The 14,585-nt window shown below is 34.3% G+C and carries 11 protein-coding genes; 6 read left to right on the top strand and 5 right to left on the bottom strand.

What is annotated here, in order from left to right:
• Positions 1-157: 157 nt before the first annotated feature.
• The 5 genes from gyrB (at position 158) to QO182_RS16895 (ending at position 8,886) form a co-directional block, all read left to right on the top strand.
• On the top strand, positions 158-2,101 hold the full coding sequence (gene gyrB / locus QO182_RS16915) for a DNA topoisomerase (ATP-hydrolyzing) subunit B (protein ID WP_371562963.1): 1,944 nt from the start codon (positions 158-160) through the stop codon (positions 2,099-2,101).
• Between the two features lie 46 nt (positions 2,102-2,147).
• Complete coding sequence (gene mdh / locus QO182_RS16910; protein ID WP_371562961.1) at positions 2,148-3,083, top strand: malate dehydrogenase; 936 nt, start codon at positions 2,148-2,150, stop codon at positions 3,081-3,083.
• 224 nt (positions 3,084-3,307) lie between these two features.
• The gene (gene secDF / locus QO182_RS16905) at positions 3,308-6,277 is read left to right on the top strand and encodes a protein translocase subunit SecDF (RefSeq protein ID WP_371562959.1); all 2,970 of its coding nucleotides are present in this window, start codon (positions 3,308-3,310) and stop codon (positions 6,275-6,277) included.
• A 138-nt stretch (positions 6,278-6,415) separates the two neighbouring features.
• Positions 6,416-7,030, top strand: a complete 615-nt coding sequence (locus QO182_RS16900) for an acyloxyacyl hydrolase (protein WP_371562958.1) — start codon at positions 6,416-6,418, stop codon at positions 7,028-7,030.
• A gap of 230 nt (positions 7,031-7,260) precedes the next feature.
• Positions 7,261-8,886, top strand: a complete 1,626-nt coding sequence (locus tag QO182_RS16895; RefSeq protein WP_371562956.1) for a T9SS type B sorting domain-containing protein — start codon at positions 7,261-7,263, stop codon at positions 8,884-8,886.
• A 66-nt stretch (positions 8,887-8,952) separates the two neighbouring features.
• Here the strand turns inward: QO182_RS16895 and lgt are convergent, their stop codons facing one another.
• The 5 genes from lgt to QO182_RS16870 all read right to left on the bottom strand — a co-directional run bounded on the left by lgt (position 8,953) and on the right by QO182_RS16870 (position 14,033).
• On the bottom strand, positions 8,953-9,906 hold the full coding sequence (gene lgt, locus QO182_RS16890) for a prolipoprotein diacylglyceryl transferase (protein WP_371562953.1): 954 nt from the start codon (positions 9,904-9,906) through the stop codon (positions 8,953-8,955).
• Between the two features lie 111 nt (positions 9,907-10,017).
• Positions 10,018-10,272, bottom strand: coding sequence for a membrane protein insertion efficiency factor YidD (gene yidD, locus QO182_RS16885; RefSeq protein WP_371562950.1), 255 nt, complete (start codon positions 10,270-10,272; stop codon positions 10,018-10,020).
• A gap of 30 nt (positions 10,273-10,302) precedes the next feature.
• On the bottom strand, positions 10,303-11,781 hold the full coding sequence (gene cysS / locus QO182_RS16880; protein WP_371562948.1) for a cysteine--tRNA ligase: 1,479 nt from the start codon (positions 11,779-11,781) through the stop codon (positions 10,303-10,305).
• Positions 11,782-11,907: 126 nt separating this feature from the next.
• Positions 11,908-12,579, bottom strand: a complete 672-nt coding sequence (gene folE, locus QO182_RS16875; protein WP_371538980.1) for a GTP cyclohydrolase I FolE — start codon at positions 12,577-12,579, stop codon at positions 11,908-11,910.
• Between the two features lie 260 nt (positions 12,580-12,839).
• On the bottom strand, positions 12,840-14,033 hold the full coding sequence (locus tag QO182_RS16870) for a pyridoxal phosphate-dependent aminotransferase (RefSeq protein ID WP_371562945.1): 1,194 nt from the start codon (positions 14,031-14,033) through the stop codon (positions 12,840-12,842).
• Positions 14,034-14,158: 125 nt separating this feature from the next.
• Between QO182_RS16870 and QO182_RS16865 the strand changes: the two genes are divergently transcribed.
• Complete coding sequence (locus QO182_RS16865) at positions 14,159-14,527, top strand: hypothetical protein (RefSeq protein WP_371562944.1); 369 nt, start codon at positions 14,159-14,161, stop codon at positions 14,525-14,527.
• Positions 14,528-14,585 lie beyond the last annotated feature (58 nt).

The raw sequence follows: 14,585 nt of genomic DNA, 5'->3' as shown, positions 1-14,585 counted from the left end.
AAGAAGAACGTTCTCTATTTGGAGAGCGTTTTTTTATGCGAAAAAATCAATAAGATGTTAATAACTTAACATCTTAAAACGCTATTTTAACGGTTATATAGTTTACATTTTTATATATTTGCGTGTTAGACGAAATTACATTATTAGAATAAATCATATGAGCGAAGAAATCAAGAAGGACAATTATTCAGCAGATAGTATTCAGGCATTAGAAGGAATGGAGCATGTAAGAATGCGTCCGTCGATGTATATTGGAGATGTGGGGGTTCGAGGACTTCATCATTTAGTTTATGAGGTAGTGGATAACTCTATCGATGAAGCGATGGGTGGTTATTGTGATACCATTAGCGTTGATATTAACGAAGATGGTTCGATTACTGTTGAAGATAATGGTCGTGGTATTCCGGTAGGGATTCATAAAAAAGAAGGAGTTTCGGCATTAGAGGTTGTAATGACTAAAATTGGTGCTGGAGGTAAGTTTGATAAAGACTCTTATAAAGTTTCTGGTGGACTGCACGGTGTAGGGGTTTCGGTAGTAAATGCACTATCAAATCATCTTACAGCAACTGTTCATAGTAGTGACGGAAAAGTGTATCAACAAGAATATGAAAAAGGAAAAGCGCTTTATCCAGTAAAACAAATTGGAGAAACAACGAAAAGAGGAACAATCGTTACTTTTTATCCTGATGAAACTATTTTTACTCAAACAACTGAGTTTGCATACGATACTTTATCAGCTCGTATGCGTGAATTGTCATACCTTAATAAAGGAATCACAATTACATTTACGGATAAAAGAGAATTAGATAAAGACGGGAATTTTGTTTCTGAAGTTTTTCATTCTGATGAAGGTTTAAAAGAATACATACGTTATTTAGACGGGAATCGTGAGCCTATTATTGCGCACGTAATCTCTATGGACCATGAAAAAGGGGAAATTCCAGTTGAGGTAGCCTTGATATATAATACAAGTTACACAGAGAATATCTTTTCTTATGTAAATAATATCAATACACACGAAGGAGGAACGCACTTACAAGGTTTTAGAACTGGTTTAACTAGATCTCTTAAGAAATATGCAGATGCTTCGGGAATGTTGGACAAATTAAAATTTGACATCTCTGGGGATGATTTCCGTGAGGGACTTACAGCTATTATATCTGTAAAAGTTGCGGAACCACAATTTGAAGGACAAACTAAAACGAAACTTGGAAATAGAGAAGTTGTTTCTCCTGTAAGTCAAGCGGTAAGTGAAATGATAGAAAATTATTTGGAAGAAAATCCAAATGATGCTCGAATCATTGTTCAAAAGGTAATTCTTGCAGCACAAGCACGTCATGCGGCTAAGAAAGCACGTGAAATGGTTCAGCGTAAAACCGTAATGGGTGGCGGTGGATTGCCAGGTAAACTTTCTGATTGTTCAGAGCAAGATCCTGCAAAATGTGAAGTGTATCTTGTCGAGGGAGATTCGGCAGGGGGAACGGCTAAACAAGGTCGTGACCGAGCTTTTCAAGCTATTTTGCCATTACGTGGTAAGATTTTGAATGTGGAGAAAGCAATGCATCACAAAGTTTTTGAAAACGAAGAGATTAGAAATATTTTTACAGCACTAGGAGTTACTGTTGGTACTGAAGAGGATAGTAAAGCATTGAATATTTCTAAGTTGCGTTACCATAAAGTAATTATTATGTGTGATGCCGATGTCGATGGTAGCCACATTTCTACTTTAATACTTACATTCTTTTTTAGATTTATGAAGGAACTAATTGAAGAAGGGCATGTTTATATAGCTGCACCACCTTTATATTTAGTTAAAAAAGGAAATAAGAAAGAATATGCTTGGAATGATGCACAGAGAGATCAAGCCAATGAAAGAATGGGTGGAAGCGCAGGTATTCAGCGTTATAAAGGTCTTGGGGAAATGAATGCAGAGCAATTGTGGGAAACTACAATGGATCCGAGTTTCAGAACCTTACGTCAGGTAACTATTGATAGTTTAGCTGAAGCGGACAGAGTTTTCTCTATGTTGATGGGAGATGAAGTACCACCAAGAAGAGAATTTATTGAAAAAAATGCTGTTTATGCTAATATTGACGCATAATAAAAATATACGAATCAACTAACTAACCAGAAATACATATATAAAGATGAAAGTTACTATTGTAGGAGCAGGAAATGTAGGAGCAACTTGTGCAGACGTAATTTCTTATAGAGGAATTGCAAGTGAAGTAGTATTGTTAGATATTAAAGAAGGTTTTGCCGAAGGGAAAGCGTTAGATATTATGCAATGTGCTACAAATACAGGGTTTAACACTAGAGTTTCGGGTGTTACTAATGATTATTCTAAAACTGCTGATAGTAGTGTGGTAGTTATTACTTCAGGGATTCCTAGAAAACCAGGAATGACTCGCGAAGAATTGATAGGAATTAATGCAGGAATCGTAAAAACGGTTGTGGAAAATGTATTGGTTCATTCACCAAATGCTATTATAGTAGTGGTTTCAAACCCAATGGATACCATGACATATCTAGCTCTTAAATCTACTGGGTTACCAAAAAATAGAATTATAGGAATGGGTGGAGCTCTTGATAGCTCACGTTTTAGAACATACTTGTCAATGGCTTTGGGTAAACCAGCTAATGATATTTCGGCTATGGTTATTGGAGGACATGGTGATACTACGATGATTCCTTTGACACGTTTAGCGTCTTATAATGGTATTCCAGTATCTCAGTTTCTTTCAGAGGAGGCTTTAGAGAAAGTAGCTGCTGATACTATGGTTGGTGGAGCAACGCTTACAGGTCTTTTAGGAACATCAGCTTGGTATGCGCCAGGAGCATCAGTTGCTTATTTGGTGGATAGTATTTTGAATGACCAAAAGAAAATGATTGCTTGTTCTGTTTTTGTTGAAGGGGAGTACGAGCAAAACGATATTTGTATCGGTGTACCTTGTATAATAGGTAAAAATGGTGTTGAAGAAATTATTGAGATTGAGCTAAATGATAAAGAGAAGGCCGTGTTTGCTAAAAGCGCAGTGGCCGTTCGAGCAATGAACGATGCACTTAAATCAATTTTAGGTTAATCAATACCTTATATAATAAAGAAGACTGCACTTTAGCAGTCTTTTTTTTGAGATTAATTAATAAATAAATTGGTTAATCTTAACGTTAATTATATATTTGCTCGGTTAAAAATAAATAATATAATTCTTGGTTTTCTTTTTTAGAAGCGAAATCGTAGTCAGGGGTTCTTTTATAAGAGTTGAAAATAAACAAATAAATATAAAATAATTAATTTTTAGTAATAATGCAGAATAAAGGACTTATTAAATTTTTCGCAATTCTATTTGCATTGGTGAGTATTTACCAACTTTCTTTCACTTTTGTCGCAAGCAAAGTAAAAAATGATGCCAAAGCTTATGCTGCAGGTAATTCTGAAAAAGAAACAAAATATTTGGATTCCATAGGTAAGGAAAGCGTATTTAACCTTGGGTTTACAAAATTCACCTTCAATGAAGTAAGTGATAAGCAAATTAACAAAGGTCTTGACTTAGAAGGAGGTATCAACGTGATACTTCAAATTTCTGTTAAGGATATATTGAAAGGATTATCTAATAATTCTAAAAACCCAGTTTTCAATAAGTCTTTGGCTGATGCTACGGCAGAAGTACAAGGTAATAAGCCTTACCTAGACAAGTTTTTTGATGCTTTTGAAGCTAATTCAAAAGGAACTGTGAAATTAGCTTCTCCAGATATTTTTGCAAACAGAAGTTTGCAAGGTGAAGGTGGAGTAGATTTTCAAATGTCAGATTCTGAAGTTCAAAAAGTAATTAAAAGAAAAGTTGATGAATCTGTTGAAAGTGCTTTTGGAGTACTAAGAAAAAGGATAGATAAATTTGGAGTTACTCAACCTAATATTCAAAAATTAGGAGAGACAGGACAAATCCTTGTTGAACTTCCAGGTGCTAAAGATGTAGACAGAATTAAAAAATTACTGCAAAGTACTGCGCAATTAGAGTTTTGGGAAACTTACAAAGTTGATGAAATTGGTAATTTCTTAATGGCTGCAAATGAGGTATTGAAAAAAACCGAAATTACTACAGTAGAGTCTAAGCCAGTAGTTAAAGATTCATTGAGTGCTTTATTAGCAGATGGTAAAGATTCATCGGCTACTAAAAAAGGAAATAACCCTTTACTTGATAAAATTATCGCTCAAGGTGGAGGACCAGTTTTAGGTCTTTTCTCACCACAAGATACAGCAACAGTAAATGGTTACTTTAAAAGACAAGATGTTAAAAATTTATTGACTGCAGATCAACGTTACGTTAAATTTGTTTGGGGTATTCCTTCTATCATTCAAGATGCAAAAGGAAAAGATATTGAGTCAGTAGAATTATATGCATTAAAAGGAAATAGAGATAACGTAGCTGCAATGAGTGGTGGAGTTGTTACTGATGCAAAAGATACTTTTGATCAGTTAGGAAAGCCAGCTGTTTCTATGCAAATGAATGGTCAAGGTGCAAAAGCTTGGGAAGAATTAACAGGAAGAGCCTATACACAAAAAAGTAATATTGCTATTGTTCTTGATGATATTGTTTATTCAGCACCAGGAGTATCTAGTGGGCCAATTGCTGGAGGTAGATCTGAAATTTCAGGATCTTTTGATGTTACACAAACTAAAGATTTAGCAAATGTATTGAGAGCGGGTAAACTTCCTGCATCTGCTGATATTGTTCAGTCAGAAGTGGTAGGTCCATCCTTAGGTCAAGAAGCTATCGATCACGGTACAAATTCAGCAATAGTAGGGTTACTTTTAGTATCGCTTTGGATGATGGTTTATTACGGTAAAGCAGGTTGGTATGCTAATATTGCATTAGCGGTTAACTTACTGTTCCTTTTTGGAATCTTAGCAAGTTTAGGTGCCGTTCTTACATTGCCTGGTATTGCAGGTATCGTTTTGACGATGGGTACAGCAGTGGATGCTAATATCATTATTTATGAAAGAGCAAAAGAAGAATTAAGAGATGGGAAATCACTAGATGAAGCAGTAAAATCTTCTTATAGTTGGACAGGTGCAATGCGTTCTATTGTAGATGCGAACGTTACGCACATCTTAATTGGTGCTGTATTATTTATTTTTGGTTCAGGACCAATAAAAGGTTTTGCAACTACATTGTTAATTGGTATTGTAACATCATTGTTTACTTCAATCTTTATTGCAAGAATCTTCATTGATAAAAACATTAGTAAAAAAGCTGATTTAACATTTGTAACTAATTTTTCTAAAAACTTTTTTACAAATTTCGATTTCGATTTCTTGAAAGTTAAAAAATGGGCTTATTTGTTTTCAGCAATTGTAGTTGTTGTGAGCGTTGTTTCATTAGCAACAAATAAACTGGATCAAGGTGTTGATTTCGTTGGAGGACGAACATTTCAGGTTCGTTTTGAAAAACCAGTTGAAGCAGGAGCTGTAAAAGAAGAGCTTACCAAGGTATTTGGTAGTGCTGAAGCTAAAATATTTGGTAATGATAATCAATTGAAAATTACAACTAAATATAAAGTTGAAGATCACGGTGTAGAGGCTGATCAAGAGGTAAATAAACTATTGTTTGAAAGTTTAAAAAATCATTTTTCTGCAGATATAACGTATGATAAATTTGTAAATGCATACGCAGGTAAAAAATACGGTGTTGTACAAGCATCAAAAGTAGGACCTACTGTAGCTGAAGATATTAAAACTAATGCATACTGGGCGGTTCTTGGAGCTATGCTAATTGTATTCTTGTATTTGCTAGTAAGTTTTAGAAAATGGCAATATGGTTTAGGTGCAATCGCAGCTGTAGCGCATGATGTTATATTTGTATTGGGGATTTATTCTTTATGCTACAAGTTTATGCCTTTCGGTATGGAAATTGACCAACATTTTATCGCTGCAATTCTTACTGTAATTGGATATTCTATGAATGATACTGTAATTGTATTTGATAGGGTTCGTGAATTCTTAGATGGTAATACTAAAGGTACTTTTTCAGAAATTGTAAACAAATCAATAAACTCAACAATGTCAAGAACAATTAATACTTCGTTAACGATGATTGGTGTATTGGCAATAATGTTTGTTTTTGGTGGAGAATCTATTAGAGGATTTATCTTTGCAATGCTTATAGGTATTGTTGTTGGAACTTATTCTTCATTATTTATTGCAACTCCAGTATTGGTAGATACAATCTCTAGAGAAGATAAAAAATTAATTGAAAAACAACATCAAGAAAGCTAAGATGTTCTTAACATATTTAAAAAGGCCCAACGCAAGTTGGGCCTTTTTTTTGTTTATAATTTTTGTTTCAATCAATTTTAAATTGATTATTTTTAATAGCATTATCTGGTAGGATATGTTTTTTTAATAAGACTGATCATGATTACAAATATGCGCTTTGCTTTATTGTTATTGCTTATTTTTTCTGCAGTACATGCGCAGGATGTAAAGCATAGTATGTCACTTGGGGTATATTATGGTTTTGGGAATGATATTAAAAATAAAGACTATAACTATAGTAGTCGTTATTTTAAATTGCAGTTTTGTACAGTAATTAAGGAATCAGAAAAAATGAAATATGAATTTCTAGTCCAACCGCAAGTTGATTTTGCGGAACATCAGCTTTTAAATTTGTATTACGTTAAGGTAGATGTTCCAAATTATCAAGAAAAAAGGTTGGAATATGGCAAGTTGAAAAATATTAAAAATTATAGTTTAAATTTTGGACTGATAGTTTCTAAGCCTTTGTCTGAAAGATTAAATGTTTTTATGTTGGCTAGCACTGGGCCTATGATTACCGATACGGAGACGGAAAGACTTTCTAAGGGATTTGCTTTTTCCAGTGTTTTATGTGTAGGGTTTTCGTTGAAAATATACAATTCTATTTTAGAGTTTAGACCTAATTTTGGCCATCTTTCTAATGCTGGACTGCAGCCGTTGAATAATGGTTTTAATTCGGTTAATTTAGAATTCGGTTTAAAAGTGCCATTTTAATTATTTTAAGTAATTGTGACCGTTAGTTATTAGTATTAATTTCAAGATGAGTTTATCGCATTAAACGAAGTTTTATGAAGCGTACGGAACTTTTTTTTTGGTTTGCTATTCTTGAATAGGTCAACAATATCTTGTTTTTTAGTTTATTACACTAGGTAAATTTATATATTTACGGGCTATTGATTTAATGAGCTTTTTTTACGTTTGCTCAAATTTAAAACTCACGAATAATGAAAAAAAAGTTCAGGTCATTAGCTTATTTGTTGTTAATCGCATTTTTATTCCATAATGCTATTTTCGCAAATACAAGAAATGAAACTTTAAGGCTTGAGTCTAATATTTCTTTAAATAACAAAGGAAAGGATTCTTTGATGTTGTTTTCAGCAGATAAATCCGCTACAGGGAATATGAATTTTGCTCCGCTAGCACCTACTGTCACTTCTCTAGTCTATTTATGTCAAAATAGTACCGCAACTGCTTTAACTGCTACTGCTTCTACTGGTGCTACTTTAATTTGGTATGGTACTGATGTAACTGGGGGTACTGGAAGCTCAATAGCGCCTACTCCTTCAACAACTAATCCCGGTCAAACGACATACTATGTAAGTCAATCCGACGGCACTGTCGAGAGTCCTAAAGCTGAAATCGTGGTGAATGTGGTTGCTGATACCTATGATACCATTCAGTTTATCAATTGTACCTACCCTTCTCCCAATTCAATTTATTTTGATTGGGCAAATATTTTATACCATCCTTCTAATGCTTATAATTATTCTTATTCAATAGCAGGAGGTCCATTATTTATAGGTAATGCAAATAATTCAAGCCTGACAGTGCCTGGTGTATTGCCTGGTCAATCCGTTACCGTGACAATAACTTCTGTTGTTGGTTTTCCTTGTATTCCTCCAGCATCTAAAACTTGTAGTGTAGCCTGTGGTAGTTCCACAATAACGCCTACATTTACGTTAATTCCAACATCCTATTGTATTAATGAAACAACAATAAATTTATCTACTAGTTCTGAAGATAGTCCTGCAATTCCGGGAACTTGGTCTCCGGCTAAAGTAAATACGGCAACAGCGGGCACAACAAATTATGTTTTCACTCCAAACCCCGGACTTTTTCCTTGTGCGAAAACTAAAACGTTAGCTGTTACAGTCGGACCAGTTGATCCTAATTTTACCGATTTTTCAATTTGCTCCGGTGAGGTACCGCCTAGTTTGAATACTATGTCACCTAATGGGATAGTTGGAACTTGGGCGCCCTCAAGCATTGATAATGTAAATAGTGGAGCTTATTATTTTACTCCAAATCCAGGTCAAGCCTGTGCACCAACCGCTAAAATAATAAACGTCACCGTAAATCCATCAAACGCAATTTTGAGTTTGGGCTGGACTGTTACTGACGCATTTTCCGACGATCAAATAGTCACCATCACAGATCCATTGGGGGCCAATTATTTGTATCAAATGGATGATGGTCCATTGCAGGAAGAAGCTATTTTTAAAATGGTTTCTGTGGGAACACATGCTATTACGGTTAAAGACGTAAATGGTTGTAGTGAATACCGAAATGATAATATTTTAGTTATTGGCTATCCTAAATTTTTTACCCCTAATGCAGATGGCTATAATGACAGATGGAATATATTTGAACTGCAAGCGGATGTTGCTTCTAGAATTCGCATATTTGACCGTTATGGTAAATTACTAAAAGAAATTAGGCCTAACGGAATTGGTTGGGACGGTACTTATAACGGTCGTCCAATGCCGGGAAATGATTATTGGTTTGTTGTCGAATACACAGAAGACAATATTTCTAAGGAGTTTAAATCTCATTTTTCGCTAAAGAGATAAAACAAAAAAAGCTTCCGAATACGGAAGCTTTTTTTTGTTATGTCTGATTATATTTTAAGACAAATATTAAATGTTAACGGGTTTTTTAGCTGTGAAAATAAAATAAAGTCCAATAAGTATAAAGGGAATACTTAACCATTGTCCAGTTGAAAGTAACCCTAAAGAACTTTCAAATCCGCCTTGACTTTCTTTTACAAATTCAACAACAATACGTACAGAAAATAATAATACTAGAAAAAGACCGAATAAGAAACCTGATTTTTGTCTTGTATCTGTTTTCCAATACAATAAGAACAATATCGCAAAAACAAAAATATAACAAAATGCTTCATACAGCTGAGCTGGATGTCTAGCCGGAACTTGTTCCAGTAAATTGGCAAATTGTGGGTTAGTTGCAATAGCATGATATGCCTCGTTTGGATTTGCTATTTGAGTTGCACTTACAGCATCTCTAGGACTGAATTGATCACGAATAAACTTAATTCCAAAAGCGGAACTAGTCTCTTTTCCTATAATCTCAGAATTAAAAAAATTACCTAATCTTACAAAAATAGCACCACTCGCAACAGCGATAACCACACGGTCTAAAATCCATAATAATGGTCTTTTTAATACTTTTTTGCTGTAGTAGTACATGGCTATTATTATCGAAATTGCTGCGCCATGACTTGCTAATCCTTGAAATCCAGTGAATTCCCATCCTGAAATAAATCCAAATAAAGTACCGTTAATATTTTCTCTTATTGGTAAGAATATTTCTAATAAATGATTGCGGAAGTATTCCCAGTCGTAAAAGAGAACGTGACCTAAACGGGCTCCTAGCAATGTTGCAAGTACAGTCCAAATGAAAAGTGAGTCTAATTTTTCGATAGATTCATTTTCACGGTCATAGATGTTTTTCATGATGTACCAACCCAATCCAAATGCAATTACAAACATTAGGCTGTAGAAACGGATTATAAAAAAACCTAAATCAATACCTTCTGATGGGTTCCAAACTATGTTTAAAGCGTGTGTCATTATTTTTTATTTTATGTAAAAATACATTTTTTGTTTTGAGTTTCAATAGTATATTGAAGATATGCCTTGTTTTCTTGAGGCAGTCAAGAATTATAAATTACAATTTTAGCTTTATGTATTTTGATGGTGATTGCACTTCTTTTTAGGAACAGGATCATAACCAGTCTTGCCCCATGGATGACAGCTTAAAATTCGTTTAATACCTAAAAATCCTCCGTAAAACAATCCGTGGACTTGCAATGCTTCTACCATGTAGGTCGAACAAGTTGGTTCAAACCGACAGGTTGCGGGCGTTAGAGGTGATAGCACGACTTGATAAAAGCGAACTAGTACAATAAATGGAAATATGATTATTTTCGAAAACATATTTAGATAATTAGCATTTGAGTTTCTTCGCTAAACACTGAAAGTAGTTCCTTCTTTGCCATCCTTCAATTGAATTCCATAAGCAATCAATTGATCTCTTATCTGGTCAGAAAGGTTAAAGTTTTTATCTGCTCTGGCTTGATTTCTCATGCCTATAAGCATATTTACAACTGCTTCCAGTTTATCGTTGCTACCGTCTGCTATTTTTTCATCTTCTAGTCCTAATACATCAAATACAAAAGCATTCATTGTTGTTGACAAATTTTCTAAATCGACCGCATTTAAGGTTTCTTTACTATCATTTAGTAAATTGATAAAACGAACTCCTTCAAATAATTGGGCAATTAATATAGGTGAATTAAAATCATCATTCATAGCATCGTAGCATGACTGTTTCCAGCTAGCTATGTCCAGCGTGCTGTTAGGACTCGCATTTATTTGTTTTAAAGTAGCTAATGATTCCATTAGTCTTTTATACCCTTTTTCGGCTGCAACAATAGCATCATCAGAAAAATCAAGGATACTTCTATAATGTGCTTGTAGCATAAAGAATCGAGCTACCGAAGCGGGAAAGGCTTTGCTTAGTATAGAATTTTCTCCTGTTAAAATCTCTCTTGGTAAAATATTATTTCCGGTAGATTTAGCCATTTTTTTACCGTTCAAAGTCAGCATGTTAGCGTGCATCCAGTAATTAACTGGAGTTTGGCCGGTACAAGCTTCGTTTTGTGCGATTTCACATTCATGATGAGGGAATTTTAAATCCATTCCACCACCGTGAATATCAAAATGATTCCCTAGGTATTTTGTACTCATGGCTGTACACTCTAAATGCCAACCAGGGAAACCTTCGCTCCACGGAGAAGGCCAGCGCATAATATGTTGCGGCTCGGCTTTTTTCCAAAGTGCAAAATCCTGTGGATTTCTTTTGTCAGTTTGTCCATCAAGATCACGTGTATTAGCAAGCATGTCTTCAATATTGCGACCGCTTAATCTACCGTAATGATTGGTTTTATTGAATTTAACGACATCAAAATAGACAGAGCCATTGGCTACATATCCAATTCCTTTATCAATAATTGTTTTTATAATCTCAATTTGCTCAATAAGATGTCCTGTAGCTGTAGGCTCGATACTTGGAGGCAAAAAATTAAAAGCCTTTAAAATTTCATGAAAGTCAACGGTGTAACGTTGCACAACTTCCATTGGCTCTAACTGCTCTAAACGTGCTTTTTTTGCAATTTTGTCCTCTCCATCTTCTGCATCGTCCACAATATGTCCTACATCAGTAATGTTACGTACGTAACGGACTTTATAGCCTAAATGCAGTAAGTATCTGAATACAATGTCAAAAGACATAAAAGTTCGCACATTTCCAAGATGTACATTACTGTAAACCGTTGGTCCGCAAACATACATACCTATGCTGCCTTCATGAATAGGTACGAATGTTTCTTTCTCTCCTGAAAGAGAATTGTATATTTTTAACTTCTGGGTAGTATATAAAGGCATGTTTGTTTTTTTAGGAGCTGTTTCCTGCTTTCCGTTTCAATCTTTTTATTTTTAAAGAAAAAATAAAAAGGATTTCCACTTTAATCAGGGCTAATGGTTTGTGGGTAATTGACTATATAGATTACTTTAGAACTTTGTTTCTAACTTAATATAATCCAAAAATTCTCTACGAGCTTGAGGGTCTTTAAATTTTCCACCAAATTCAGAAGTAACTGTGCTACTTTCGATATCACTAATACCTCTTGAATTCACACAAAGATGTTTTGCATCAATAACGCAGGCAACGTCTTTTGTACCTAAAGCATTTTGTAATTCCTGAACGATTTGCATCGTCAAGCGCTCTTGTACCTGTGGTCTTTTAGAATAGTACTCAACAATTCTGTTCATTTTAGACAGTCCAATTACATTTCCATTAGAGATATAGGCAACATGTGCTCTTCCTATAATCGGTAACAAGTGGTGCTCACAAGTGGAGTAAACGATAATGTTTTTTTCAACTAACATTTCGCCATATTTGTAATTGTTGTCGAATGTAGATGCTTTTGGTTTTCTAGCAGGATTCAATCCTCCAAAAATTTCTTTTACAAACATTTTAGCAACACGATTGGGTGTGCCTTTTATGCTGTCATCTGTTAAATCCATTCCTAGTGTGAGTAGAATGCTTTCAACATCTTTTTTTATGCTTTCTATTTTTTCGTCATCAGTAATATCAAAAGCGTCTTCTCGTAAAGGGTTTGTTGCGCATGAACCAATATGATTATCTCCTATTTCGTCATGAATTTCTTCATTATGTTTCATTAAAAGCTACTATTATAGTGGGTGTATATATTTAAGCCGTAAAGATAATTAATAAATACTAAAGAATTTCTATCCCTTTTAATAATTAATGATTGCTTTAACATAGTGATTGGGTAAAGCGATTTTTACGGTTTTGTATTAAAAATAAACGGCAATAACTATAATGGTTATTGCCGTTGTAGGGTATTGTTTTAATTAAGAGAGCTATATCGCTATTTTTATAGCATTATAGTATCACTGTTTTCAAATTGCAGTGCTAATTACTTTGCGTTATAAACTACAATTGCTTCTTTAAGTATTTGTACTGCTCTAATTAACTCTTCTTTTTGTAAGACATAAGCAATTCGAACTTGGTTTAGACCTACACCAAGAGTAGAGTAGAATCCAGCTGCTGGTGCAACCATTACTGTTTCTCCGTCAAGATCATAACTTTCTAAAAGCCATCTTGCAAAATCATCTGCGTTTTCAATAGGAAGTTCAGCGATACAGTAGAAAGCTCCTTTTGGAGTCGCTACTTTTGCTCCTTCAATTTTATGAAGTTCAGCGATAAGCGTATCTCTACGTTCTCTATACTCTGAGATTACTTCATCAAAATAACTTTGAGGAGTATCAAGAGCTCCTTCACTTGCTACCTGAGCAAATGTTGGCGGACTTAATCTTGCTTGTGCAAATTTCATTGCAGCAGTCATTAATTCCTTGTTTTTTGAGACAATGCAACCAATTCTTGCACCGCACATACTGTATCTTTTAGAAACAGAGTCAATCATGATAGCGTTTTCTTCAAGTCCAGGAATGTTCATTACAGAATAATGAATGTCTCCGTCATAAGTGAATTCTCGATAAACTTCATCAGCGATTAAGAACAGATCGTGTTTTTTTACTAAGTCAGCAAGCTGCATCATTTCCTCTTTCGAATACAAATAACCTGTTGGGTTTCCTGGATTGCATATAAGGATTGCTTTTGTTTTTGGCGTAATTAGTTTTTCAAAATCAGCAATTGGAGGAAGAGCAAAACCAGTGTCAATTGATGAAATAACTGGAACTACATTAACTCCTGATGCAGTAGAAAAACCATTGTAATTAGCATAAAATGGTTCGGGGATGATAATTTCATCACCAGGATCCATAGTGCTTCCCATTGCAAAAAGCAATGCTTCAGACCCACCAGTTGTAATGATGATGTCTTCAAAATCAATAGGTAATCCTTGATTTTTATAGAATTGAGATAGTTTAGTTCTGTAACTTTCAAAACCGGCTGAATGGCTGTATTCTAATACCTTGATATCAAAATTCTTTACTGCATTCATAGCCACCTCTGGTGTCTTTATATCAGGTTGTCCGATATTTAGATGATATACTTTGTTTCCTTTCTTCTTTGCAATTTCAGAGAAGGGAACTAATTTACGTATTGGAGATTCAGGCATTTGTGTACCCTTGTTCGATATTTTTGGCATGGTAATAATTGTTGAAATGCAAATTTGCGATTTTTTTTTTGAACTAAATAAACTATCTAGCCTATTTATTGTTAAATGTGCAATATTCTTTAGTTTTTTCAGTAATTTTATGGAAACGTTACTCTATGAAAAAATGGATCTTTTTACTTTTTCTTTTCATATCTACCCTTAGTATTTCGGCTCAGGGTGGATTTCGATTTGAAAAAGAGGTTAACAAAATAAGTATTCCTTTTAAATTAATTAATAACCTAGTATTTATTCCCATAAATGTCAACGGCGTTGAGTTGACCTTTTTATTAGATTCTGGCGTAAAGGAGACTATTCTATTTAGCTTAGAAGAGCAAAGTGATGTGAGTCTTAAAAATATTGAAAAGATTACTTTGCGAGGTTTAGGTAGTGAAGAGGCTATTGACGGATTAAAATCTGTGGGAAATCAAATGGAGGTTAAGGGAATGAAATCTAGTAATCATCTTTTATATACTAGATTCAATTAATTAATGCAACTCTCAGGAAAAAAGATAGGATAATTTTTTCAAAAGAAAGGACATTTAA

This window comes from Flavobacterium sp. Arc2 (genome assembly GCF_041431385.1).
Lineage (GTDB): Bacteria > Bacteroidota > Bacteroidia > Flavobacteriales > Flavobacteriaceae > Flavobacterium.
Note: the sequence above shows the minus strand (reverse complement) of the source record. Positions and strands in the feature narration are given on the sequence as shown.